The organism is Allokutzneria albata (assembly GCF_900103775.1).
In the GTDB taxonomy this organism is placed as follows: Bacteria; Actinomycetota; Actinomycetes; order Mycobacteriales; family Pseudonocardiaceae; genus Allokutzneria; species Allokutzneria albata.
In genome coordinates this window covers 83279-106978 of sequence record NZ_LT629701.1, presented here as the reverse complement: position 1 = coordinate 106978, position 23700 = coordinate 83279, and the positions used below count along the sequence as shown (strand labels likewise).

Here is a 23700-nt window from a genome sequence, read left to right as displayed (position 1 = left end):
GCGGTCCCCGGACATGTCACGAGCCCGGTTGTTTCCGCGCGCGCTTGGCGGGCTCGTCGGCGGGAGCTTCCGGCGTGACGTCCTCGACCTGCGGCTTGAACCGCATGCGGAGGTCGAGCGGGTCGCCGGACTTCGGCACGAACGCCAGCGGCGCGTAGTGGTAGGTCACGCCGTGCGCGGGGACGTACGCGGGCCCCTTGCCCGACGGGTCCTGCGGCCACTGCGCGTCGCCGGGCAGCGTGCGCGCCGGGATGAGCCAGTAGTCACCGGTGGTGTAGCTGCCACCGGGCTCGAACATGATCCGGATGCCGTCCTCCAGGTCGATCCACTTGTCCTCGACCAGGATGAGCGCGTTGTCGTCGGCGAGGATCGCGCCGCTGTCCGAAGTGCCGGCGGGCTTCGGCGGGGCCTCGGGGCGCTGGTCCCACCGCCGCAGGAACGGGTGCAGCGTGCGCCGGGTCGTCCTCGGAGCGGCGCTGAGCGTGATCCACTGCCGCTCCGCGTCGATCTCCTCGACCTGGAGCAGCGGCTCGGACTTGCCGCGCACCGCGTAGGCGTCGTCGACGAACTCGACCCAGTCACCGACGTCGAGGTCCAGCTTGTGGTCCCGGCCCGCGGACGCGAGCCGAACCTTCTTGTCCGCCACCGCGGCCACCGGGAACACCACGGAACCGTTGTCGCGCGACCACGTGAAGGTCGGCTTGTTCGTCGTGGTGTCGGTGTTGCCGATCACGCCGCCGCGGTGGACCTCCACCCGGTAGAGCTGGTTCTCCAGGCCGCGGTACCGCGCGTCCGGAGCGGCGTTGCACGGGCTCTCCTTGGCGTCGGACGGGGTCTTCGCGCTGACCTTGAGGCGCCGGTAGAGCGCGGTGTCCCGGTCGCGCCAGGCCTTCCACTCCTCCAGCACCTTCCCGCGCACGTTCTCGGTGATGGTGGTCAGGTCCGTGGTGCTGCCGGGCAGCTGCGAAGTCGCGATCACCTGCCAGCTCACCTTGCCGCGCACTGCGGTGTCCGGGGCGAGGTCGCCGAGCGCGACCTCGCGCAGGTCGGAGTCCTGCACGGCGGTCACCATCCGGTCCCAGACCTTCAGGTAGACCAGGAAAGCCTTCTCGGAACCGGGCAGTTCCCCGGCGTCGACGACCTGGTCGAGGTAGCGCTCCGGCTGGGTCCAGAACGTCGTGTCCTCGTCGTTCTCGGCGGGCAGGCCGTCGACGTAGTACCGCCCCTTGCCGATGGTGAAGTCGTTGCGGGACGGCGGGTTGGACGGGAGTGTGACCGCGAAGCCGACGGCGCCCTCCGGGCCCGCGTGCGGCCCGACCACGTCCGCGACGAACATGCGCAGCAGGTGCTGCTGGATCGCGGCCTGCTCGTTGAGGTCGGCGTCCAGGGTGACCCGCCCCTGCTGGGCGAGCACCCCCGAGTAGTGCTTGCGCCGGTCGAAGGTCGACCGGGAGAAGTCGCCGTGCATCGGTTGTCCCCCTCAGGAAACGAAGAAGAGCCCGGCGTCGCAGCCGGCCGGTGTGAACTCGTCGGTCCGGGCGCGCAGGTTGTCCTCGCGCTGCGGCTGGAACAGGTCGTGGAACGCGCCCATCTCGGAGCCGTCGTCGGCACCGCGGCGGACCTCCTCGGAACAGTCGAGCGCCAGCTGCGCATACCCCGGCTGGCCGTAACGCAGGCTGGTGAAGCGCGGCCGCAGCCTGCCGACCTCACCATCCTCTGTGGACTCCGGTCGGCACTCGTGCCGACGCGGGGTGCGCGAGCCCGGCTCCACCCAGCTGAACCGGACGCAGCCGTCCATCCGGCGCGCCACGCACACCTCGCCGAGCAGGATGCTGTTGTCCACCAAGCCGATCTGGCGCGTGCGCACACGACCGACCACAGTGGACCGTGCGGCGCTGAACACCGCGTGCGCGTGGCAGTCCTGCGGCGCGGTGAGCGCGTCCAGGTGCGTATCCGTCGCGTCGAGAACGCTGTCGGACAGGAAGACCTGCACCGGCTCGGTGCTGACCTCGTTCTGGTTCACCCGGATCGTGCCGAGGATGCTGTGCTCGATCTGCGTGCACGCCGTGGTGTCCACGAGTTCGAGGCTGGGCTCCTCCTCGAAGGCGGGCTCGCACTGCTGGTCCAGCGACCAGCCGGGCACCAGCGTGCAGTGCCGGATCTTCACCCTGCCCAGCCACCCGCTCACGCAGACGCTGCGCCCGGTGATCACGAGCCCGTCCAGCACGACCTCGGGCTTGCTGCAGCAGTCGACGTCGTCCGGCGGGCACTCCGGCCCGCTGATCCGCAGCGCGTCCGGCCGGTTGCTGTACCAGTCCAGCAGCCGCAGAACCGGGCGTTTGCCTTCCGCGGCGCGGAGAACCAGCTTCTCCCCCGCGCGCACGTCCAGGGCGATCTGCTCCTGGTAGGCACCGTTGTCGCAGATCTCGATGATCGCGTGCGGCTTGTCCTCGCGTTCGCGGTACCACTGCGCGACCGCGTCCATGATCCGCCGACGACCTCCGTCACCGCCCACGGAGTAGATCTCCGCGTCACCGTCGTCGAGGCCGCGGTGGTACTCGCCGCCACCGATGTCCGCGGAGAACCCGTGGTGGTAGGTCACCCAGACCCCGGAGTCCGGCGGGCGCCCACCGAAGACGAACCGGCCGAGTTCGGGATCGACGGCGACCTGTCCGGGCTTCGGCCGGTAGCCGCCCCCGCTGAGGTTCGCGGGCACGATCGCGCTCAACGGCACCGGTTCTTCTTCGTCGCCGCGCCAGATGCACAGGCTCTTGCCTTCGCCGTAGTAGTCCGCCGTGCGCTCTTCGAAGGCGCGTCTGCGGATGTACGTTGGCACGTTGTCCTCGGCGGCGATGTGCAGCGAGACCTGTTCGCAGGGTCGAGCTGTCTCCACAGTGGACGGTTTCATCACCGGTCTGGTCATCAAGGGGATCTCGTTGCCGAGGATGGAGAACGTGTAGGTGGCGCTCTTGCGCTCCTCGCAGTTCGCCGGGGCGTCGGTCACCGAGTACGGGCGCAGCCGCCACAGGAACACCCCGACGTTGGGGATGTTCGTCCGTCCCTGCCGCCGCCGCGAGGAGGCCCGGGACACCTCGACCGTGTGGCTCAGCTCGTCGAACGGTCCGGACAGTCCGGCGTGCAGCGTCCTCCCACCGGAGAGCCGGTCGAGCGCGTCACCGTGCCGCAGGTCCGGCAGACGGCCCCGGCGGCGGCGCACCGCGTTCATCCCGGCATCCGTGCTGTAGAGCCGCACGGGTTGCGTTTGCCCCAACAGCCGGTAGAACTCCACCGCACGGGCGGGCCAGGCGGCCACGTCGAGCGCGAGCTGTTCCAGGAGCGCCAGGCTGCCCTTGCGACGGCGGTTGGCGATCGTGTTCGCGATGTCCCGCCTCGGCGCCAGCGCGGAGATCAGCCCGGGCGGCCCCTCCTCACCGGGTCCCTCCAGCGGCCGGTAGCCGACCAGGTCACCGATGTAGGGCGCGATCCAGTCCTGGCAGGTCTCGATGAACCAGTTGTCGTAGAGCTGGTCCAGGTCCGCCCCGATCAGCCGCGCCTGCTCCTCGACGACGCCGAGCAGTTCCCGCAGCGGGAAGCCGAGTTCCTCGTCCTTGCTCCGGTGCACCGCCGGCAGCAGCTCGTACAACCTGCTCATCACAGCCTCCGCAGGATCAGGGTGTCCCGGACAGCCGGGCTGAAGATCACCAACTGGGCCGGGGCGATGCCTTGCGCGACAACGAGTTCCTGGCCTTCCACCAGCCGGAGCGAGTCCAGCTGCGGGTTCAGCCCGACCAGCTCGGACACCGTGAGCCCGTGTTCCTCGGCCACCGAGGTCAGAGTCTGCGGCGGCTCCGCGGTGTGCGTCCTGTGCACCCACCGCGCGGCGCTCGCCGGGACGACCACCTTCGGCGCGCGGAGGTGCTTCGCCAGGTCCACGATCTCCTGCGGACTGAGGCGACCGGACACGCCGTCGAAGACGTCGACATCGACGTAGTCGACGCCCTCCGTGCCCTGCATCACCGAGACGACCTCGCTCCGGTACACCGGCTGCGCCAGTTCACGCGCGGCGAATCCGAAGTGGTGCAACAGGTTCTTCCGGAGTCTCGGCTCGACCAGCTCCCACTCGTGGTCGGGGTGCACCTTCACCCCGGCGCTGAGCACGAGCACCTTCAGCTCACGGCCGGCCACGGTGACCGGCAGCCCCAGCTCCCCGAAGTGGCCGAGCGAAGCCACCAGCGAGCGCTGCAACCGCGAGGACGGGTCGATCGGCGCGTCCTTGATGCCCGCGATGGTCACGTGCACGACATCGCGCTGACCGTCGGAGATCTCGCGGACGCTGGCCTTGCCGATTCCCGCGCGTGCCTTGGTGAAGCTCTCGTAGTCGGCGACGGAGACCAGGCGGTCCAACGCGATCGTGCGCAACGGGGTCACCCGCCGGGCGTCCTCCGGGCCGTCCCCGTCGCCTCCACCGGAGGCCGCGATCGGATTGGTGACCCCCGCGACCCCGAGCGGCCTGCTGACCGGCTGGGTGATCGTGTCCGGGGCGACGTTGCCGCCGTTGCCCGCACCCGCGCGGTAGCGGGCCTGCACGTTCTCCGGTCCCGTCGGCAGCCGCGAACCGTGCACACCGTCGCCGAAGGTCACCGTCGTGGCGCCGCCGTCGGCCACCCTGGTCAGGTACGCGCGCTCTTCGGCACCGAGCAGGCTCACCGCTTCCGCCTCGTGCCACCGCACTCCGCCGACGCTGACCCGCAGAGTGCTGGTCGCGCCGAGCGGCGTGTCCGACGGCAGCCAGGTGATCGGCGTGCCCCGCACCGGAAAGCTCTGGCTGGCCTGGCTCGCGTCACCGCTGCCGAGCACTTCGAGGCGGCTCTCGCCCTGGGTCGCCTCGACCACGTTGCCGTGCACGCGGACCGTGTCGCGGTGGTAGGTGTAGGCCAGTTCCTCCGCCAGCACCAATGTGGTCAGCGGTCTGCTGCCCGGCGTCGGCTTGATGCTCCCCGGAGGCGTGTTCGCACCCTGGCGCACTCCGGCGATCATGACCAGCTCGCCGGCCCGCACCCCGCGCATCCGGCGCGGCAGGTCCGAGCGCTCACCGGAGACGATCAGGTAGCGGCCGGAGCGCAGGTCCTCGTGCAGGTCGGCCAGTTCGATCGTGCCACCCTCGACGTCGGAGGGCACCGGGTCTCCGAGCGGGGTGAGCTGATCCGCCTTGAAGCGAATGGAGTACTGCGCGACGGTGCTCAACACGTCATCGGCGTTTCGCCAGGGCTTGTTCAGCGTGAGCACGGTGACGGTCGCGGTCTGCGTCCGGTTCTCCGTTCCGGACAACGCCACCGTCAACGAGACCTGCCGCTGCCTCGCCTCCGTCACGCGCAGGATCTCGTAGTCGTCGGTGCCGGACTTTTCCACGAGGACCCAGCTGCCCGGGGCGATGCCGTCGAACGGTCCCGACAGCGGAAGCTCGTTGGTCTTCGCAGCCCCTGTCGGTTCGTACTTCCCATCGCCCTGCAAGGTCGCCCCGAACACCGCCGAGGACAGGCGCAGCACGAACACCTTGTTCAGCCTCGGTGCCTCGGTGAGGTCGAGCTTGCGCCAGGCCTTGTACAGCGTGGGCTGCAACCGTGGTTCGGCCGCGGTGATCAGCTGCGCGCCCACGTCCGAGCCCGGGGCGAAGGCGCGCTCCACCGAGCGGGCCAGGTTGGCGGTTCCGGCGGGCGGGCTCGACGGCGCCTTCGTCAACGGCGCGATGAGCCTGGCCAGCGCGAGCACCGCGGTCGGGTCGTCGGCGGGCATCGGGTCGCACGAGCAGGCCGCGATCATCGACGAGTAGCCGCAACCGCAGTCCGGTGGCGCCGGGACCGGCTCCCCCGGCGGCCGTTGCCCCGTCGCCGCCGCGAAGTACTGGAGGAACAGGATGAACTGCTTGATCAGCCCGTCCAGGGCGGCGATCCAGCCCGTGCTCGCGAGCCCGTTCTCGTCGGCCAGCGCGTGGGCTTCGTGCAGCGACGCGAGGTCCTTCAGGAACAGGCGCATCCGCTCGACGGGTTCGACTTCGTCCGGCCTGCTCGGCGGGGTGGTCGGCAGTCGTGCCCGCAGCGGCACCAGGATCTCGTCGTTGATCCGCTTGCTGAAGCCGGTGAGGCTCACCTTGCCGGTCACGAAGTCGATCTTGCTCTGGACCAGGACCGCCTCGGCGCGGTAGTCGGCGTCCGGATCGGGCGGCTGGAGGTCGACGACCGTGTGCCCCAGGTCCCCGTTCACCGTGCTCGACACCACGACCGCGCGCTCGGGTTCGACGGTCCTGCTCGCGCTGTCGTCGATGAACTCGAAGACCAGCCGATCCCCGCCGTTGAGGTTCGCGGTGACGCCCTGGACGAGAATCCGCCGCCGTGTCCTCACTTCGGCGGCGGTCAGGTCGAACGGGTAGTACTTGCGGACACCCAGGTCGTTCCACGCGGTCTTGGCGCGGATGTCCTCGGCGGTCTCGAAGGTCTGCGGCGAGCCACCGGCCTCGGCGACGCTGTTCGCCCGCGATCCGGCCGGGATGATGGTGTCCTGCTCCGGATCGAGGTTGTAGGACAGGAAGACGCTCGCGCCCACCGCGGGCCTGGGCCGGTGACCGACCAGGCGGCCGAGCTGGTCCACCGACCACTGCTCGGTCGCGGTGCGCAGGTAGCCCTCGTTGGCGATGCGCTCGGTGTAGAAGGTGAGCACGTCGCCGAGGACCGCCCACGCGTCCAGCAACGCGACGGAGAAGTCGTCGGTGCCGCGCTCGGTCAGCCCGTCCAGCTCCCGACGACTTGCCAGCCTGGCAAGCATCGTGTCCAGGAACGTGCCGTGCGCGCCGACCCGGTAGCGCAACGCGCCGAGCCCGGGACGGTTGTGGACGCGCTGCGGTGTCCGCACGGCGACTGTGCTGCCGCAACCGCAGGTGCAGCTTGCTTTCGTGCTCATCTGCCACCCCCAACGCGCACCTTGAGCACGCCGTTCTCCGGCCGGACGAGATCGTTGTCGAGCTGCGGGACCTCCAGGTCGCCCATGGGCATGAGGCCGTTCTCCAGCTCGTGGCCGGGCGGCTCGAACTGCCGCTGGAACTTGGTCAGCCACGCGCCCCGCACTCCGGGAACCGCCGCGGCGACGGCGATCAGCGCGCTGGCTCGGACCGGCGTGCCGAAGGTGAGCTCGTCGGGGTGGAAGAACGCGCGCATCGCCCGCACCACGGCCTCCTGCACGTGCGAGGCGACGTGGTCGGCGTGCACGCAGATCTCCAGCTCGATGTCCAGCGGAATGAGTTTCGCCGGTCCGACGAGGAGATCGTGGCCGATGCGGCGGTACCGGCGGAGGTGATCGCGAACCGCGTCGACCAGCGTCTCCGAAGGTTCCACCGCCCCGACCGGATCGAGTCCGACCTGCGCCTCGTACCAGCTCCCTGTCCACCGCAGGCTCGCCGCCGCGCGCTGCACCCCGGGGACCTGCCCGGCCAGCGCCGCGTAGTCCTCCGGGGTGATCGCGCGCAGCAACCTCAGCCGCGGCTCGACCGGAGCGCGATCCCTGACCTGCCAAAGGGGTTCGGGATCGGTGCCGCCGCGAGCAGGCAACGGGTTGCGCACCTTGGTGATTCCCCCGGCGTCCGTGTCGCGGCAGACGACGCGGGTGATCGCCTCGCGGCCGACGTCGCCCGCGCTGCCGTTGCCGATCCAGTAGTGCGCCACGAGTGAACTGCCGGGTTCCGGACACGCCCCGTGCACGCCGTCGCCAAATCGCAGCCACAGCTTGCCCTCGTCGTCCACCTCGCCGACGAAGTGCTTGTCATACGGGCTGCTGCCGAGCAGATCGCGCTTCGGCGTCCACGTGTGACAGCCATCGGTCAGCACCACGTCCGGCAGCGCGGTCCTCGGGTCAGGGCGAAGCGCGGTGACTGCTGGGCCCAGGAACAGCGAGCGGTCGGGGTGGAGCTGGTATGCGAGTTCACCGAAGATCTGCTTGCAGGATCGAGCGTCAGCGCTGTTCCAGGACTGCTCGATCTCCGCGACCACACCGTCGTCGAGCACCACGCCGCAGCGGGCGCGTCGGGCGAGCAACCGCACCCGGCGCAGCTTCGCGTGCAGCAGCTCGTCGAAGTCCGACAATAGTCTGACCATTGTGGACAGCGGGTTCCTGTGGATGCGCCGCAGCGGCTTCGGCCCGAAGACCAGGGTCAGCTCGGCGATCTCCTCCTTGGTGAGGTGACGCCCGTCGCGGACGGCGGCCCACAGTTCGCGGACACGCTCGCGCACCTGCTCGGGGATGCGCAGGAGGATATCGGCCTGCTGCTCGGCGATCTTCTCGTAGTCGCCGAAGGCCGCGCGCTGCGTCACCGGCGACCGCTTCAGCGCGACCCGGAACGGCGTGCCGATCGGTGGGTACGCCGCGACCCCCATCGGCTGGTCGTCGCAGCCGAAGCCGTCGCGCTCCGGGCAGACCGTCTCGGTCGGCCGCTCCGGAACGCAGATCTCCTCGTCCTTGCCGTCGCACCAAGTGGTCGGGCGGCCGTGCTCGACCAGGACCACGTTGCCGCGCGCGACGCTCACGTCCTCGACGGGGCAGCAGTCCGGTCCCCTGCTGGACAAGCAGAGCGGGAAGGTCAGGGCGTCCTCGGCAGCCCACGCGATCTCCAGCAGCGGCTGGTCGCAGTAGAGCGGATCGACCGACGGTTCGACGGAGGTCAGCCGGACGAGCTGGCGCCTGGCCGGATCGGCGTCGGCTTCCTTCCCCGTGTTCGGCCCCAGGACCTCCTCGAACAGCAGCAGATCGCCGGGCTCCAGCGAGAGCAGGCGTCGCTCGCACTTCTCGTCCGCCCAGTCGTCCTTGAGGGTCGCCGACGTGCTTCCCCGGGGAAGGAAGCAGTCCTGACCACCCCAGGTCCACAGTGGAATCCTGTTGTGGGCCTCGCGGAGCACGAGGTCGCCGTCCACCAACGGCCGGTAGACCTCGTAGGAGTGCTGCGGGACCTTGTTCGCGACCAGGTCCCCCTCGCGCAGCGCGTGACGGCCGTACAGCACGTCCGGGTGGAGCGCGATGAACCGGTAGTCACCGCGCCGCAGTTCCACTGTGCCCTTCACGGAAACGTGGACCGAGGTCCGCGCCGCGCAGCCGTCGTGCATCGGGTAGTCCATCAACCGCACGTGCCTGCGCACCGAGATCCGCTCGCGGGCGGTGTCCAGGTACGCCTCGGTCGCGACCGCGTCCTGCCGGTAGCTGAGCTGATCGCCCAGGTAAGCCAGCAGTTCCACCAGCGTCACGCCGATGTCGGGAAACTGCCTGTCCGTCCACTGTGGAACGGTGAGGCTGAGCCGGTCCAGCATCAGCTGCCGGAAGCTCGCGTAGTCCTTGGCCAGGTAGTCGATGGTCGGTGTGGGACGCTCGACCGGCGGACCGGGCGGTTCCGGCTTGCAGTCCAGACCCGTCGGGCAGTTCTGCTTGAAACTGAAGTCGATGCGCGCGTAGCGAGGATCGAAGCAAGGGTGCGGCTTACCGGTCGCCGCGTCCACCGCGACGAGCGTGTACGTGGAGAAGTCCCCCGGCCGGTCCACGGTCAACCGGATGCGGTCCTCCAGGTCCGGTTCCTCCGTTCCCAGCGAGGACATCGCGGTGATCTGGACGTCCTTGACCCGCCTGCCGCCGAGGATCCGGAAGTTCTCCTTGCACAGGTCCTCGGGCGTCTCGCCGAACAACAGCACGGTCAGCTCGCGCTGGTCCGCACTGACGTCGACGGCGTCCAAACCGTTGCGGCCACTCGCGCGGAGCTTCACCCGACGCCCGTCCACGGAACTCATCGGTAGCCACCCCCGTCGAAGACTTCGGTACGGCGCTCGCCCGTGACGAGGAGCCGGTACACCAGCCGCACGCTCAACGTCGCGTCCTGGGCCCGGACCGCGAAGGACTCCACGGCGATCAGGTCACCGAGGTACTGCAACAGCGCGGCGTGCGCGGTCGCCTCCAGCACCGCGGCCAGCTCCGGGCTGTTCGGCGAGAAGACCAGTTCCATGAGCCCGCAACCGAACTCCGGCCGGTTGACCCGCTCGCCCGGCGCGGTGAACAGCAGCTGCTCGATCATGTCGCGGACGTGCCCGGCGTGGTCGGTCCGCGCCGTGCGTCCTCGGTGGTCGAAGTGCAGTGGATGGTCGATGTGCATGTCACAACCCCAGTACCCTCGGCTGGACTCCCTGTCCCTGCGGCGGTACGGGAGCGGGCCCCTCGGTCACCCCGTTCGCCAGTCCCAGCGGCGACGCGTACAGCAGCACCGGCTGCCCGTAGCACTTGATCCGGGTGGAGAGGTGCCTCCACTGGATCCGCGCGCACGGCCCGTCGGGGTGCGAGCAGCCGGTCACCTCGTTCTGGAACAACGAGGTGTTCACCAGCTGGCCGCCGACCTTCACGCGGACCTGCCCCGGCGAGTTCACCTTGATCCGCCCGCTGTGCTGGCAGTCGACGGCGGCGTTCTGGTGGTAGACGAACCCTGGCATCCTCGTTCCCCCTCACAGCACCGTCAGCGCGGGACCGTTGACGCTGACCTGTCCCGCGGGCGAGAGCTCGATCGAGGACGCGCCGCACCTGAGCGTGATCCCCTTGTCCGTCAACGAGATCTCCGAGAGCCCGACCTTGAGCGTGATCCCGCCCGCCACCGGGGTGTCGTCGATGACGATGGAGTTCTTGGCCGAGGTGGCGAGCACGATCACCGAGGCCTTGGGGTTGGCCGACTTCACCGCGACCGGCGTGTCCAGCGTGGCGTCGCCCCTCCAGAACCCCGTCCACATCGGGTAGTCGAGGTTGCCGTCGAGGAACTCGACCAGCACACCCGCGCCCTCCAGGCCCCGCATGTACACACCACCACCGGCGAGCGTGGCCATCGGCGTGGACGGGTTGGCCCAGACGCACGGATCGTTGCCCAGCACCTCGGGCACCGCGACCAGCAGGCGGCCCTTGTTCAGCGGGTCGAGGCTGTTGCGCACCACGCCCTGGTAGCGACCGCGGTACTTCATCGGCTCGGTGCCGTTCGTCTGCGTCATGGCTGCACCACCGGGCTCAGGGGACCTAGACCGTCCCGACTCAACGTGAAGCTCTGCTTGTACTCACCGCGTCTGATGTCGCTGGTGACGCTCTTGACGTAGTAGAAACCGTCGTAGGCGATCCCGGCGCCGCGCACGCTGACCAGGCTCCGCGCCTTGAGCACGTGCCCGTAGCGCAGCACGTCGACCTTGCCCTGTCCGCTGATCGCGTCGTTGACATTCTGCGCCCGGCCGAGCGCCAATGAGGCCGCCTCGGCGAAACCTGCCTTGTTGGTTTCCTCAAGGGGCTTTTCCCGGAGCGTCACCGCGGGCTTGGGCGCGAGGGGCGGCTGGAGCAGGTTGATGTCGGGCACCGGGATGGAGATCCCGAGCTTGGACAGGGGATCGGTGATCGGCACGGTGTACTGGACCCTGGACAGCCCGTCGTAGCTGAAGCTCAGCGACTCCACATTGGACGCCGTTCCGGAGTTGACGGTCAGCGCGGGCTGCGGGACACCGACGCGCAGCTCCGGCCCCCAGTACGCGGTGCTCGTGCCAGGAGCCGGCCCCGGCTCGACGTAGAAGGTGTAGCCGACGTCCCTGGCCAGCCCGCTGACGTAGGCGAGGTCGGTCGCCGACTGGATCGGGATGCGCTCCATGATGCTCGGCGTCACCGGGATGATCGGCGGGACGGTGACCGGGGCGATGCCGTACATCAGGTACTTCGGTTTGGTCAGCGCCTTCAGCACGGCGAGGTCCGGGCGCAGCGCCGGGTAGCACGCGTGCTCGTGGGTGAGGTCCATCAGCAGGCTCAGGTCCTCGCCGGTGACGGTGAAGGTCGATCCGGCGGGATCGTTGCCGGGGCTCATGTCCTGGCGGGTGATCACGCCGTCCATCAGCACGTGCGGGAACCCCTTGATGATCGCCAGCAGGACCACCCTGGTCTTCGGGTCGAAGACCCCGGCGGGGATCAGCGCGCCGGTGATGATCGAGCGCTTGCTGACCGCGAAGTCCAGCCGGAACCCGGACCGCGAGCCCGCGCTCGTGATCACCTGGATGGACTGCAGCGCGTCGGTCAGCTCGGCCGGGGCCGGGAGCACCGCGACCTTGCCGATCAGCAGGCGCACCTGCAGGTCAGTGAACATGGCCGCCCGCCGGCGGGGTCGGCGGCGCACCGAGGGAGAACCCGGCAGACGCGGCCCCGGGAATCCCCTCTGGCAACGTGATCCGCAGTCTCCGCCCCGGGCGGGCGGTCAGCTCCTCCGGCTCGAACGCGCCGTTGCCGTCGGCCAGCCGCCACGCCAGCTCGGCGGCGCCGAAGACCTTGTGCGCGATGTGGTCCGGCCGTTCGCCGGGCGCCACCACGTGCTCACCGATCAGCCCGAGCGAGTCCGGCTTCGGCAGGATGCGCCGCCGCACGTAGGTCACCACCCGCCCGTCCGGCAGCCGGATCTCGGCGGTCGGGAGCCCTTGGTAGCGACTGGTTATCGAGAACATCGCCTCACCCCTTCGCCAGCTGGTCCAGCGCGGCGGCCTCGGTGCCACCGCCGGTGAAGTGCAGTGCCGCCAGGTCCTGCCGCTTCTGCAGGTTGTGCATGAACAGCAGTCCGGCCGGGTGGGTGAACCCGACGTCGTCCACGGTCAGCGCCCGCGCGCCGACGGAGACCTTGGCGCGGATCGGGTTCAGCTCGATGTCGAAGGCCTCCTCGGTGACGCTGAACTCGGTGATCCGCACCGGGACCACGCGGTTGCGGCCCAGCACCAGCACGGTCAGCGGCCCCTCGGCCGGTTCGATCTCCAGCACCCCGGCGCCTGCCCGGGTGTTCTCCCGGTCCAGCTGCCGGTAGCTCGGCGAGAAGCAGGCCTCCAGCGCGGCCAGCACCGGGTGCAGCCCGTGTCTGTCCACTTCGGACCGATCGAGCTGGTCGGCGGCGTCGAACTCGGCCTCGAACCTGTAGCTCTCCTGCGGCGGCCCTTTGAGCCGCAACGCCTCCAGCCGGTCCCCGGGCTCGTCCGGCGGCACCTGCGGTTTCATCGTCCTGGTGAGCGTGTCCGGGTTGTACTGGAACACGACCACTCGCCTCGGCCCTCCGGGGTAGGACAGCACGAAGCCGCCGCGCACCACCTTCGGCGAAATCCCTTGAACGCTCACAACTCCCCACCCACCTCGGTCTTGAAGCCGCTGCCCTCGATCAGGCCCTTGTCGCCCATCAGAACCTCCCGGTGAGCTGGAAGCTGATGCCGATGTCCGCGGGGCCGGCCGTGCTCCGCGTGTAGTCCGGCAGGAACTGGACCTTGACCTTGTCCGCGCCGGGAACCGGCAGCGACGGGCTGATCGTCCTGATCATGCGCACGACGAACTCGCCGACCTCCGGGTCCTGGACGGAGCCGACGGCCACCCCTCCGGCGAGGCTCCCGGCCACCACGCCGAGCGCGACCCACTCCCCCGGCTTCATCTTGGCGACCGCTTCGCGCCACCGTTGTTCGGCGACCTTCGTCAGCAGCTCGATCGCCGTGGCAGCGGCGGGAACCTTGCTCGCCGCCTTGAGGATGTCGCCCGCGCTGCCGGGCCTGGTCTGCTCGGGTTCGTTCCCAGGCGGCAACGAAGCGGGCGGCGGAGTCGGCAGGGTGGGCTGGGTCCGTACCGGCCCCGGCGGCGGCAGGGGGCCGAGCCCGATGTCGGGAACCCTGCGTGGCGGTGCGTCGGGAAGGCCGCTCAGCACCTTGATGTCGACGCAGCCGTCGTCCACACCCGGCATCGTGTCCACGACGAGCGTGTGCGCCGGGACCTTCGCGGCGATCAGCAACCGCCGGATCTCGTTGGCGCGCCTCGAACCCAGGTCCGCCGAGCCCTGGCCGACGATGCTGAACCGCATGCCGGGCGCCCGGCTCAACCAGCTCGTCAGCTGCACCGCGACGAACTCCGCTTCCCTGCGGTGCACGCGGGTGACCTGTGCGCCGCCTTGGGCGAAGCCCTGGAACGAGGCGATGTTCAGCCGCAGGTCGCCACCGAGCAAGGGCACCGAGGTGAAATCGTCCGGCATCGTCGTCGCTCCGGGTGAGGCCATCACCGGTCCCGCCTGCTTCGGGCGCCACGCCGTCGCGGCCGAGGTGGTGGGCAGCTTCTTCGCCTCGCGTTCATCCCCCACGACACACCCCCTCAGTTCCCCGCGGCCTTGATCAGGTCCGCCTTGACCTTGTCCGGAATGTGCTTGCCGAGCGCGAGGGCGTACTCCATCTCCTCGCGGTTCAACGCTTCGGCGAGCTTGCGCAGCCGCCACGGGTTCTTGTCGAACAACTTCTGCTCGTGTTCCGGGAGCGCGCGGATGCGATCGCCGACATCGCGCTCGTCGACATCGAGGTCGTTGAGCAGGGCGTCGACGTAGTGCAACTGCGGCATGGTGTTGACCCGCTCGAACGTCTGCCGCAGCCCGCTGCCGTACTCCGGCCCCACCTCGGGCATCGCGATCGACGGCTCGGGCGCGGGAACGCGGTCGGCGCGGAACAGACGGTGGCTGGTCGGTGGGGCGGAGAAGTGGGCCCCCACCCGCATGCCGTACTTCCACCGGTCCTCGGCCTTGCGGATGTCGCCGGTGAAAGCGGGCATCACCCCGCCGACGACATCCGGGTGCTTCTCATCGACCGGGAAGCCCTTGATCTTGCCGAGCCCGAACGCCTTGCCCAGGTTGAGCCGGACGCCCCGCCCCGAGGCCAGCTCCCCGAACTCGGACTTCGCATCGGGGTTCGCGCCCAGGTACACGCCCTCGACCAGTTTCTGCTCCTCGGCGAGGGTGTTCGCGTCCCACGCGGTCGCGGCGTCCCCCTTGAGCAGCTCCTTGCTGTTCCACAGGTCCCGCAGCTTCGGCAGGACGTCGTCGAAGATGACCTGGTTGCCCTGCCGGACCATGGCCTGGATGTCGTTGGTGATCGACGACAGCCCCTCGGCGGCGCCACCCGTCTCGACGACCTCGGCCGCGCCGCTGGCCACCGCGTACGCGGCGAGCGGCCACTTGGTCTCATGGCCCTTCTTGGTGATCTCCGCGAAGAACCAGCGGTAGAAGTCACGGCGCTCGGCGACCTGCTGGTACGCCTCGCGGTTCAGGTTCAGCAGGTTGTGCTCGCAGGCCTTCTTCCACGTGTCCGTCCAGTTGAGACGGTCGGACTCCCGCCAGTCGCCGAGCGCCGGCTCCCCGGCGCCTTCAGGCACCTCCCGCCGCTGCACCACCAGTTCGCGCGTGCCGCTGCCGGACGAGCGCACCGGCGCACCGGCATCGGCTGCTCGTTCGAAGTGGTCGTTGCCCAGCTTGAGTCCTGGCGCGATCTGTTCTCCACCAACGGTTTCGTGCCGCTGTTGGAGCACGTGCGCCAGCTCGTGCAACAACAGGTCAGGGCCGTAGTGTCCACTTCGGAACAGGATGTGGTTGCCGACCGTCGCAGCTTCGGCACCGAGATCCACCGCTGCCCGGTGCGCCGCGTCGTCGGTGTGCACCCGCACCTCTGCGAAATCGCCGCCGAGCCGGGCCTCCATGTGCTCACGGGTCTCCTCGGGCAACCGCTGACCGCCCTGGGCGAACCGGAACGAGCGGTCCTCGTTCTGCACCGCCCGAGCCATCCGCACGTGCTCACCGGCCATGGGAAACCACCCCGTACACCGATCGCGCGACGGACCTGCCCAGCTCCGCAGGACTGGATAGTCCACTGTGGACTTCGGCGGAAGCCTTGCGCACGCGGTGGTCCGCCCACGTGGTCCGGTCGGTGAGCAACCGCCCCAGCTCTGCCCGCACTGCCTCCTGCACGGCGCCCGCGTGCCGCAGCTCCACGCCTTCGAGCACCAGGCGGTCGATGTGCACCTCGATCCGGCTCATCACACGAAGTCCTTTTCCTGGAAGGGGATCTCCAGCTTGCGGAACTCGGTCCGCGCCGCCCGCAGCACCAGCGGCATGGTGATCACGCCGCCTTCGCCCGCCGCCAGGAACGCCGCGTTGAGCGCGATGTTGCGGACCATGCCGCCGCTGGCCTGGAGCCGGCTCAGCCGATCGAAGTCCAGGCCGGAGCTGGGCGCGTGTCCCGGGAACGCGCGCCGCCACAGTTCGCGCCGCTGCTCGACGCCGGGGAACGGGAAGTCGACGGTGAACCGCAGGCGCCGCAGGAACGCGACGTCCAAGGCGCTGCGCAGGTTCGTGGTGAGCACGGCGAGACCGTGGTAGGCCTCCATCCGTTGCAGCAGGTACCCGGTCTCGACGTTGGCGTAGCGGTCGTGCGCGTCCTTGACCTCGCTGCGCTTGCCGAACAACGACTCCGACTCGTCGAAGAGCAGGATCGCGCCACCGGTCTCGGCCGCGTCGAACAGGCGGCGGAGGTTCTTCTCGGTCTCGCCGATGTACTTGCTCACCACAGCGGACAGGTCGATCCGGTAGAGGTCCAGCTCTAGCTCCGCCGCCAGCACCTCGGCGGCCATGGTCTTTCCGACCCCGCTCGGCCCGCTGAACAGGACGCTCACACCGAGCCCCCGGACGATCCGCTCGCCGAAGCCCCACTCGTCGTACACGGTGCCGCGGTTGGCGACCTGCGCGGCGATCTGCCGCAGCACGGTCATCTCCTCCTCCGGCAGCACCAGGTCGTCCCAGCCGACCGCGGGCTGGAGCCGCTGCGCCAACGAGTCCAGCCGGGGCCGGGTGCCGTGCAGGCACGCCCGCCACAACCGGTTCCGGCCGCCACCGCCCGCGGCGATCTCCGAAATGGCCCCGACGTCCAGCGCGAACTGCCCGGCCAGCTCGCTGACCACCTCCGCAGGCGCGCCACCACCCAGTTCGGCGCGCCACGTCGCGGCGCGCTCCCCGGCCGTCGGTGGGGCCACGTCCACCACGACGGTGCGCCTGCCCAGCTCCGGCCAGCTCTCCCGCGCGACGAGGACGCTCGCTCCGCCGACCCGGCTCAGGAATCGCTTCACCGGCGAGAACTTCCCGGCTTCGTCGGCGAGGTCGGCGGCGTCGACGTACAGCGCCAACGGCAGCAACATGGCCTCGCGCCGCCACAACCGCGCCAGTTCGTCCAATTCGGACGGTGCGGTGGGCAGCAGCGATGCTTCCAACCGATAGGGAACGAGGCCGACTTCCGTCGCCGCGCGCGCGGCCACCAGGAGCTTGCTCGCCTCGTCCGCGCCGACGAGCTGCACGGCCGCGTTGCCGCCGTTGAGCCATTCGTCCCGCAGGACGGACACGGCCTCCAGCTGCGAGGGTGGCAGGGCCGGCCCGCCGCGCGCCCCGAGTGGCGAGACCAGCGGCTCCAGCTGATCGTCGAGGTAGTTCAACCCCTTGAGGTAGTTGACGATCCGCTCCTGTGCGCGCAGCGTCGCGGTCACCAGCGGCTGCCCCGCGCCCTGCACGATCTCGACCAGCCGCCACCTGCGCAGCCCCCGGTGCGGTGCGACGATGTCCCATGCCGGCTCGGGCAGCGCGCTCAGCGCGAGCCCGAGCGTCGGATACGCCATGCCCGGGTTCCCGTGCGCCTGCGCGCACAATCCGCCCAGCGCCGGGTCCAGCTCCATCGCCGCGCACAGCAGCAGCGTGTCCCGTTCGAACTCGGAGAGCCCGAACAGCCTGGCCACCGTGTGCAGCGCTGGCTCCGGAGAGATCGCGCCGGCCTGTGCGCGCGCGGCGGCGGCCTGTTCGACCGCCCGGGGTGAGATCCGTTGCGGCGGTGGGGTCACAACGGGTTGCGGCTTCGCTCCCCACCAGCGCGAGCGCTGCTGCGGCGGCTGGGGCACCACAGTGCTGACCGAGGACCCGCTTGCGGTGTCGATCGCCAGCATCAGCCGCATGCGCAACCAGGTCAACGAGGTCGCGAGGTACCGGTCGTTGCTCCGGAGCCAGTCGAGGTCCATCAGACGATCACCACCTTCTGACTGTCGTCGAAGACCGGCGGCTCACCCGGGCGCTTGATGATGATGCGGCTGTCCACGCCGTCCACCCGCAGGCGCGTCAGGTAGGTGCCGGGGTTCGCCTCGGCCATCTTGAAGACCAGCGACCTGGTGGCCGCGGTGATCGGCTCCGCCGTCACGGTGTGCGACCCCACCAACAGGAATGCGCGTTGCCCGGGGTGCACGCTCAGCTCGGTGGAGACGGGAATCGTCGCAACGCCCTGTTCCCGCGTGACTGTGTTCGGCACACCAGCGGTGATCCCGGCGCCCACCGGCAGCGGGACCGAGTTCGTCACCCGCTCGCCCTCCGGAGTCGCGAGGTGCACGGCGGCCGACCACAACCCGCCGCCGAGCTCGGGATCGTTCGGGAACTCGGCCCGGAGTTCGGTCGGGGTCACCGAGATCCGGCTGCCCGACAGCTCGACCACCTTCGGCACCACCGGGTGGGTGAGCCGGAGCGTGGCAGGTCCCGCGGTCAGGTTCAGTCCGCGCAACACGAACGGCTCCCCCGCCAGCACGTCGTTGTCCGCGATGTCGGCCGCGGTGAGCAACGGGAACGGCGGTGCCGGGCTGCCCTCGACGACCGGACCGCGGTCGTCCCTGCCGCGCGTGAGCACCGGCGGCGCGGCCGGGACCCCGCGCTCGCTCTCGATCAACACGATCCGCGCCTCGTAGCCGACGGAGATCCGGTACTGGGTCTGGAAAGCCGACCACAGCTTGGAGATCTCGTCGGTGGAGATCGCGATCGGGGAGATCTTGACCGACTCGACCTGCCGGGCGACATCGGCGTAGCTCGCGCCGTCGGCCAGCTCGCGGCCGGTGAACTCGGGGTAGTCGTGCAGCCTCCGCATCGCAGCGCCGAGCACCTCGTGCGCCTGGAGGTCGTTGCCCTCCTTGATGAACGGGGTGACCAGGTAGCGCAGGACCAACGGCAGCGGCGGCCTCGGCCGCTCGCCCGGCCGGGTGTGCGCTCCGGGGAACGGCTCGTTGCGCCAGTGACCGTCCACAGTGACCTGGTAGAGGAAGAGGTTGACGATGGAGGTGCTCATCGCGGCCGCGGCCTTGTCCGGCGACAACACGGTGACGGTCGTCGACCCAACGCCCTCCACGCCCTTCTGCAGGCGGAGCTGCAGAAGCTCGGTGACCGCCTTGATCGCGCGGTGGTTGCTCATGACGTGCCACCTCCTCTGCGCCGGAGGTAGTCCTCCAGGCTCGTCGTGGGCTGCTGCCTTGGTGCTGCCCGGCGTTCGGGTGCCTTGTCCGCGGCCGCCTTGACCTCGACCCTGCCGATGGTGATGTGCACCGTCTGCTCCACGGTCTTGGATCGCCTCGGAGCCACCGGCCGTTGTGTTCGCGGTTGCGTCGCCGGGGCAGCAACTGGAATGGCCGGGGTAGTCGGAGTGACGGCCGGGACCACAGTGCTGGCTGTGTGCTGCACAACGGTTTTCTCAACCTGCTGCACAACGGGTACGGCGACTGGAATCTCTTCGCGCTCCGTCCGCGTGACCACGACCGGCTTCGTCCTCATCGACGGCGCAGCGTGTTCCGATCTCGGCATGTTCGTTTGCCGCGGCGGGGATTCGGGTTTCCGCAGCACAGTTTCCGGCACTCGTGGTTCCCCGATTGTCCTTTGCCGGACAGCCGGTTGCGCTGCGTCGGGCTTCGGTGCCGTGCTCGGCACAGCTCGCTCCGCTTGCGCCGGTCGCACCTGTTCCGGCTGCCTAATCGCCGGGTGCGGCAGTGGCTCCGGCTCGGGCTGAATGCGCTGCCGGGCAACCGGTTCCGGCGTGAGCTCGGGCGGGGGAACCGGGTCGAAGATCGAGGGAAGCAACGGGCGGACGGCCAGCTCGGCGCCCTCACCGAGCAGCCTGCCGACGAAGTCCGGCTGGGCAATCGTGGTCATGTCCGCGCCGCCTCCAGGTAGAACCGCCGCCGGGCCGGACCGACCGAGAGCACTTCACGCTCGGTCCAGCCGTAAGCGGTCGCCAACTCGTGGATCTCGTACAACAGCCGCCTGGCGTGCGTGTCGAGCACCGCCCACAGGTACCCGGCGATGTCGAACGGCGCGCCCCACTCGTGCGCACAGGACGCGCAGCTCATCCCGAGCGACACGTCCGCCTGCGGGTCCAGCTCCGGCAGCGCGGCGGCCACCGCCTCCAGCACTTCCTCCGGCAGCTCCGCCGGGGAAATCGCCCGCTCGCCCTTCCGCGCCGAGCGGACGCAGCGCAGCAGCAACGCCCGCCGGTCCCGCGCCGCGAGCAGATCCGCGGTGCTGACCGGCCGGACGTCGAGCTCCACCCCGTCCGCGCTGACCGGGCCACCCGTCCCGACCGGCACCCGAAGGTCCACAGTGGACACCTCGGTCTCCAGTCGCCCCTGACAGGACGGGCAGGTCACCGCGCAGCGCAGCCGCCGGCCGAACCAGGACTCGTGCAGTGAGAGCAGGATCGCATCCCGCTCTCCGATCGGCAGCTCCGCGGCGGTGCCCGGCTCGGCACCGCCGCCCGCCTCCGCCAGCACCAGCGCCCTGCCCGCCGTGTCGAGCCAGGACCCGTTCTCCCACAGGGACAGCAGCTCGGCCTCGGCCAACGACGCCGCCACCTCGATCACGCCGGGTCTTGGAAGCTCGTCTCGGCGGGCGGCCCCTTCGGGCCCTCGTGCACCCAGCCCTCGTTCTCCAGCTTGATGTGCTCGATCAGCACCGCGTTGGCGTTGGCGTCCAGATCGGACAGTGCCTGGTACTCCGACACCCAAGCGCGGTGCAGGCTGTAGCTGGAGACCACGCTGCCGCCGTCGTCGAGCACGTCGATCACCAGGTCCCTGCGGAAGGTGGCCAGTGACGTCGCCACCCCGCCGCCGGCCCTGCGGAAGCTCCACACCGAGTTGGCCCAGTTGGCGAACTCCGTGTCGAAGGTGACCCCGCGCTCCAGGGTGACCGCCTCGTACTCGGTGCGCCCCGGCAGTTTGCGGCTGGTGGTCGGGTCACCGCCCGCGCGGTGCTTGACCACCTCCGTCGAGCGCTTCAACCCGGAGATCTTGCTGACCGCCGCGATGTAGTCGCTGCGGTCGGAGTACCGCACGCGGAACCGGAAGTTCTTGTAGGGATCGACCGGGATTCCCTTGGCTGAGACTTGTGGCATCGCCCTACTCCTCTCAGACCTGGATCTGGCCGGCGAGCTGCTGGATGCTGATGACGACGAACTCCGCCGGCTTCAACGGGGCGAAGCCGACCAGGATGTTCACGATCCCGAGATCGATCTGGTTCTGCGGGTTGTTGTCCCTGTCGCACCTGACGAGGTACGCCTCGTCCGGGTTGGTGCCCTGGAACGCGCCCTGCTGGAACAGGTTGTTCATGAACGCGCCCACGTTGAGCCGGATCGAGGCCCACAGCGGTTCGTCGTTGGGCTCGAACACCACCCACTTCGTGCCGCGGAACAGGCTCTCCTCGATGAACAGCGCCAGCCGCCGCACCGGCAGGTACTTCCACTGGTCGTTGGCGACGTCCGCCCCGGCCATGGTCCGCGCGCCCCACGACAGGTTCCCGTAGACCGGCAGCTGCCTCAGGCAGTTCACCGCCTTGGGGTTGAGGACCCCGTTCTCCAGGTCGTTCATCCGGACCGACGGCGCGACGACGGCTCCGAGGGCGGCATCCGTGCCCGCGGGCGCCTTCCACACCCCGCGTTCCACGTCGGTGCGCGCCCACACCCCGGCCATGACTCCGGAGTTGAAGGTGTCCACGACCGCGTGGTCCTGCGTCGGATCGGGCATCTTCACCTGCGGGAAGTAGAGCGCCGCGTTCTTCCGGTTGGGTCTGCTGATCGGGAAGTTGTCGGCCTTGATCCGTGCGGCCTCGATCGAGGTGAGCGGCAGGTCCGGGATGAACATCGCCCGCATCTCGACGCAGAACTGCGCGATCTTGTCGAGCTCGGTCTCGGTCTCGTCGTCGAACGGGAAGTCCGGTGTGGACAGGACGTTGAAGATGTCCGCGTCCCGCAAGGCGTTCATACCGGTCTTGGCGTTCTTGTCCCCGAGGTAGTCGTCCCTGACGGGCTCCTTGTACTCGCCACCCGTCAGTCTCGCGTGGCACTTGGGGTTCTTCCACACGTCCGGCTCTTCGCCCTTGGGTGCCTTCTCGAGGTCTGCGGCCGGGATCTTGCGCGGTTCGGTCGAAGCGGGGGGTTTGCCCGGCACCACGAGCAGCGAGCCGGACAGCACGTTCTTCAGGTTGCGCGCGTCGGTGTCGTCGATGCTGATGTTGAGGAAGCGCTCCTCCTGATCGGCGTCCTCGTCCCGGATCGTGAGGTTGTACAGCTTCGGCGCCGCCGGGTTGCCCCCGTCCAGCCTCTCGATCGTGTTGTGGTCGATCCGGACCTTCAGGTTCCTGCCCCAGTCGCCCGGACCGGACGCCTGCAGGACGACCACCACGTTGCCGTCCGGCGTGCCGTCGGGCTTCGGCGGCTTGTCCCTCAGCTCGACCTTCGCCGGGTAGGACGGCACCTTCTTGTCCGGTTCGGTCGGGTGATCCACCTGGCCGGCGACCCGGACGATCTCCGCCTCCGCACCACCGTTGTTGTAGAAGTGGTAGACCGCGAGGCTCATCTTGCACTTGCGGTCCAGCCCACCGAAGATCCGCTGGAAGTCCGAGAAGCTGGTGATGTGCACCGGCTTGTCGATGGGACCGCGCAGCGCGGGACCGACGAACGCGGCGACCGACGTCGGCACCCCGGTGATCGTGCGGACCGTGCTCGGCAGTTCCTGGATGTAGACGCCCGGATACGTCGGGTTCACAGGCATCGGCCGATCACCCCTCGCCGTTGCCCGGGGCGACCGGAACGGCGGGCGCTGCCTCGGCGATGGCCTCGCCGATGGCCTTCTTCAAGTCGTCGGCGTTGACGCCCTGCGCGGAGCCGACGGCCTCGGCCAGCTTCTCCACGGCGGTGCGCAGACCGACGAGCTGCCGCTCGGCCTGCCACGCACCCATGTTGGCGCCGACCAGCCACACGGCGGCCGAGTGCACGGCGGCCGGGTTGTTCAGCTCGTGCGCCTTGAAGTCCCAGATGCGGTAGATGTCGTTGTCGCTGAGCGGCATGTCGTCCTCCAAGTGCGCGCGAACGGTGTCGCGGAAACCGTTGATGCCGCCGGGCCACCCGGCGGGGTCCTTCTTGCGGGTCGGCGCCCATTCCTTGTGCGCGATCGCCCGCTCCGCGGGCAGCCCCAGGTGCCGCAGCAGCGCGGCGACGCCCTGCGGGTAGCTCTCCAGCTGCGCCTGGGTCCAGTCACCGTGGTCGGCGCCGGTCGACTCGGCCTCGACGCCGATCAGGTGCGGATTGCCGTTGTCGAGGGGAATTCCCGGCCACCTTCCGCGACCGGCGTGGTTGGCGAGCCCGGCCGCGATCGTGTACCAGGTGCCGTCACGGGCCAGGCCGAGGTTGGCCAGTGGCGGTGGTTTCTCGGGCGGCTGGCCGCGGAGGATGAAGTCCAGTGAGGGGAAGTTCCCGGTGGGTGCGCCCACGGTGTGGTGCAGCAGCACGCCGCGGATGTCGCGCACACCCCCTCGATGTCCCCGGCTCTGCCAGCCGTCCACTTCTTCGACCCGAAGTCCCGCATCGCGCAGGACGTCGGCCATCCACGTCAGATAAGGCATTCAGACCCCCACGGCCGTGCCACGCGGAACTGGCGTGGCTCGACACCGAGGGTCGGGCAGATTTTCCTTCGCAACAAGGAATCAGGAACGGCCGTGCACTTTGAGGAAGC

General features: G+C 69.7%; 20 protein-coding genes. All 20 read right to left on the bottom strand.

The features are described from left to right. Nucleotides 1-16: 16 nt before the first annotated feature. A complete protein-coding gene (locus BLT28_RS00470) occupies nt 17-1468 on the bottom strand; it encodes a DUF6519 domain-containing protein (protein ID WP_052407801.1) in 1452 nt (483 codons plus the stop codon). 12 nt (nt 1469-1480) lie between these two features. Continuing rightward, the gene (locus tag BLT28_RS00465) at nt 1481-3652 is read right to left on the bottom strand and encodes a hypothetical protein (protein ID WP_030431864.1); all 2172 of its coding nucleotides are present in this window, start codon (nt 3650-3652) and stop codon (nt 1481-1483) included. Next, nucleotides 3652-6954, bottom strand: a complete 3303-nt coding sequence (locus tag BLT28_RS00460) for a putative baseplate assembly protein (protein WP_081900589.1) — start codon at nt 6952-6954, stop codon at nt 3652-3654. Before BLT28_RS00460 ends, BLT28_RS00465 begins: the two co-directional genes overlap by 1 nt. Then, the gene (locus BLT28_RS00455; RefSeq protein ID WP_030431865.1) at nt 6951-9815 is read right to left on the bottom strand and encodes a putative baseplate assembly protein; all 2865 of its coding nucleotides are present in this window, start codon (nt 9813-9815) and stop codon (nt 6951-6953) included. Before BLT28_RS00455 ends, BLT28_RS00460 begins: the two co-directional genes overlap by 4 nt. Continuing rightward, a complete protein-coding gene (locus tag BLT28_RS00450) occupies nt 9812-10174 on the bottom strand; it encodes a GPW/gp25 family protein (protein WP_030431866.1) in 363 nt (120 codons plus the stop codon). The genes BLT28_RS00455 and BLT28_RS00450 overlap by 4 nt, the downstream gene beginning before the upstream one ends. Nucleotide 10175: 1 nt before the next feature. Next, on the bottom strand, nt 10176-10505 hold the full coding sequence (locus BLT28_RS00445) for a hypothetical protein (RefSeq protein WP_052407804.1): 330 nt from the start codon (nt 10503-10505) through the stop codon (nt 10176-10178). Between the two features lie 12 nt (nt 10506-10517). Beyond that, nucleotides 10518-11048, bottom strand: a complete 531-nt coding sequence (locus tag BLT28_RS00440; protein WP_030431868.1) for a phage baseplate assembly protein V — start codon at nt 11046-11048, stop codon at nt 10518-10520. Beyond that, nucleotides 11045-12172, bottom strand: coding sequence for a hypothetical protein (locus tag BLT28_RS00435; RefSeq protein ID WP_030431869.1), 1128 nt, complete (start codon nt 12170-12172; stop codon nt 11045-11047). Before BLT28_RS00435 ends, BLT28_RS00440 begins: the two co-directional genes overlap by 4 nt. Further along, the gene (locus BLT28_RS00430) at nt 12162-12524 is read right to left on the bottom strand and encodes a hypothetical protein (RefSeq protein ID WP_052407805.1); all 363 of its coding nucleotides are present in this window, start codon (nt 12522-12524) and stop codon (nt 12162-12164) included. The genes BLT28_RS00435 and BLT28_RS00430 overlap by 11 nt, the downstream gene beginning before the upstream one ends. 4 nt (nt 12525-12528) lie before the next feature. Further along, the gene (locus BLT28_RS00425) at nt 12529-13179 is read right to left on the bottom strand and encodes a hypothetical protein (protein ID WP_030431871.1); all 651 of its coding nucleotides are present in this window, start codon (nt 13177-13179) and stop codon (nt 12529-12531) included. Nucleotides 13180-13237: 58 nt separating this feature from the next. Beyond that, nucleotides 13238-14176 (bottom strand): hypothetical protein, encoded by a 939-nt coding sequence (locus tag BLT28_RS00420; RefSeq protein ID WP_030431872.1) that lies wholly within the window; start codon nt 14174-14176, stop codon nt 13238-13240. Nucleotides 14177-14187: 11 nt separating this feature from the next. Next, nucleotides 14188-15660 (bottom strand): eCIS core domain-containing protein, encoded by a 1473-nt coding sequence (locus BLT28_RS00415; protein ID WP_052407806.1) that lies wholly within the window; start codon nt 15658-15660, stop codon nt 14188-14190. Further along, nucleotides 15650-15892, bottom strand: a complete 243-nt coding sequence (locus tag BLT28_RS00410) for a hypothetical protein (protein WP_030431874.1) — start codon at nt 15890-15892, stop codon at nt 15650-15652. The genes BLT28_RS00415 and BLT28_RS00410 overlap by 11 nt, the downstream gene beginning before the upstream one ends. Further along, entirely contained in the window at nt 15892-17910 is a 2019-nt protein-coding gene (locus tag BLT28_RS00405) for an ATP-binding protein (RefSeq protein WP_063766650.1), read from the bottom strand. The genes BLT28_RS00410 and BLT28_RS00405 overlap by 1 nt, the downstream gene beginning before the upstream one ends. After that, nucleotides 17910-19118 (bottom strand): DUF4255 domain-containing protein, encoded by a 1209-nt coding sequence (locus tag BLT28_RS00400; protein WP_030431876.1) that lies wholly within the window; start codon nt 19116-19118, stop codon nt 17910-17912. The genes BLT28_RS00405 and BLT28_RS00400 overlap by 1 nt, the downstream gene beginning before the upstream one ends. Continuing rightward, a complete protein-coding gene (locus BLT28_RS39575; RefSeq protein WP_156051360.1) occupies nt 19115-19285 on the bottom strand; it encodes a hypothetical protein in 171 nt (56 codons plus the stop codon). Before BLT28_RS39575 ends, BLT28_RS00400 begins: the two co-directional genes overlap by 4 nt. 560 nt (nt 19286-19845) lie before the next feature. After that, on the bottom strand, nt 19846-20556 hold the full coding sequence (locus tag BLT28_RS00395) for a T4 family baseplate hub assembly chaperone (protein WP_052407807.1): 711 nt from the start codon (nt 20554-20556) through the stop codon (nt 19846-19848). Continuing rightward, entirely contained in the window at nt 20553-21086 is a 534-nt protein-coding gene (locus BLT28_RS00390; protein ID WP_030431878.1) for a phage tail protein, read from the bottom strand. Before BLT28_RS00390 ends, BLT28_RS00395 begins: the two co-directional genes overlap by 4 nt. A 13-nt stretch (nt 21087-21099) precedes the next feature. Continuing rightward, nucleotides 21100-22740, bottom strand: coding sequence for a phage tail sheath family protein (locus BLT28_RS00385; protein WP_030431879.1), 1641 nt, complete (start codon nt 22738-22740; stop codon nt 21100-21102). A gap of 7 nt (nt 22741-22747) precedes the next feature. Next, complete coding sequence (locus BLT28_RS00380) at nt 22748-23590, bottom strand: peptidoglycan recognition protein family protein (RefSeq protein ID WP_081900590.1); 843 nt, start codon at nt 23588-23590, stop codon at nt 22748-22750. Nucleotides 23591-23700 lie beyond the last annotated feature (110 nt).

What these genes read in the sequence shown, in the direction of transcription:
- BLT28_RS00470 (WP_052407801.1), bottom strand. Translation starts at nt 1,468, where the DNA reads ATGCACGGCGACTTCTCCCGGTCGACCTTCGACCGGCGCAAGCACTAC.
- BLT28_RS00465 (WP_030431864.1), bottom strand. Translation starts at nt 3,652, where the DNA reads ATGAGCAGGTTGTACGAGCTGCTGCCGGCGGTGCACCGGAGCAAGGAC.
- BLT28_RS00460 (WP_081900589.1), bottom strand. Translation starts at nt 6,954, where the DNA reads ATGAGCACGAAAGCAAGCTGCACCTGCGGTTGCGGCAGCACAGTCGCC.
- BLT28_RS00455 (WP_030431865.1), bottom strand. Translation starts at nt 9,815, where the DNA reads ATGAGTTCCGTGGACGGGCGTCGGGTGAAGCTCCGCGCGAGTGGCCGC.
- BLT28_RS00450 (WP_030431866.1), bottom strand. Translation starts at nt 10,174, where the DNA reads ATGCACATCGACCATCCACTGCACTTCGACCACCGAGGACGCACGGCG.
- BLT28_RS00445 (WP_052407804.1), bottom strand. Translation starts at nt 10,505, where the DNA reads ATGCCAGGGTTCGTCTACCACCAGAACGCCGCCGTCGACTGCCAGCAC.
- BLT28_RS00440 (WP_030431868.1), bottom strand. Translation starts at nt 11,048, where the DNA reads ATGACGCAGACGAACGGCACCGAGCCGATGAAGTACCGCGGTCGCTAC.
- BLT28_RS00435 (WP_030431869.1), bottom strand. Translation starts at nt 12,172, where the DNA reads ATGTTCACTGACCTGCAGGTGCGCCTGCTGATCGGCAAGGTCGCGGTG.
- BLT28_RS00430 (WP_052407805.1), bottom strand. Translation starts at nt 12,524, where the DNA reads ATGTTCTCGATAACCAGTCGCTACCAAGGGCTCCCGACCGCCGAGATC.
- BLT28_RS00415 (WP_052407806.1), bottom strand. Translation starts at nt 15,660, where the DNA reads ATGGCCGGTGAGCACGTGCGGATGGCTCGGGCGGTGCAGAACGAGGAC.
- BLT28_RS00410 (WP_030431874.1), bottom strand. Translation starts at nt 15,892, where the DNA reads ATGAGCCGGATCGAGGTGCACATCGACCGCCTGGTGCTCGAAGGCGTG.
- BLT28_RS00405 (WP_063766650.1), bottom strand. Translation starts at nt 17,910, where the DNA reads ATGGACCTCGACTGGCTCCGGAGCAACGACCGGTACCTCGCGACCTCG.
- BLT28_RS00400 (WP_030431876.1), bottom strand. Translation starts at nt 19,118, where the DNA reads ATGAGCAACCACCGCGCGATCAAGGCGGTCACCGAGCTTCTGCAGCTC.
- BLT28_RS00390 (WP_030431878.1), bottom strand. Translation starts at nt 21,086, where the DNA reads ATGCCACAAGTCTCAGCCAAGGGAATCCCGGTCGATCCCTACAAGAAC.
- BLT28_RS00385 (WP_030431879.1), bottom strand. Translation starts at nt 22,740, where the DNA reads ATGCCTGTGAACCCGACGTATCCGGGCGTCTACATCCAGGAACTGCCG.
- BLT28_RS00380 (WP_081900590.1), bottom strand. Translation starts at nt 23,590, where the DNA reads ATGCCTTATCTGACGTGGATGGCCGACGTCCTGCGCGATGCGGGACTT.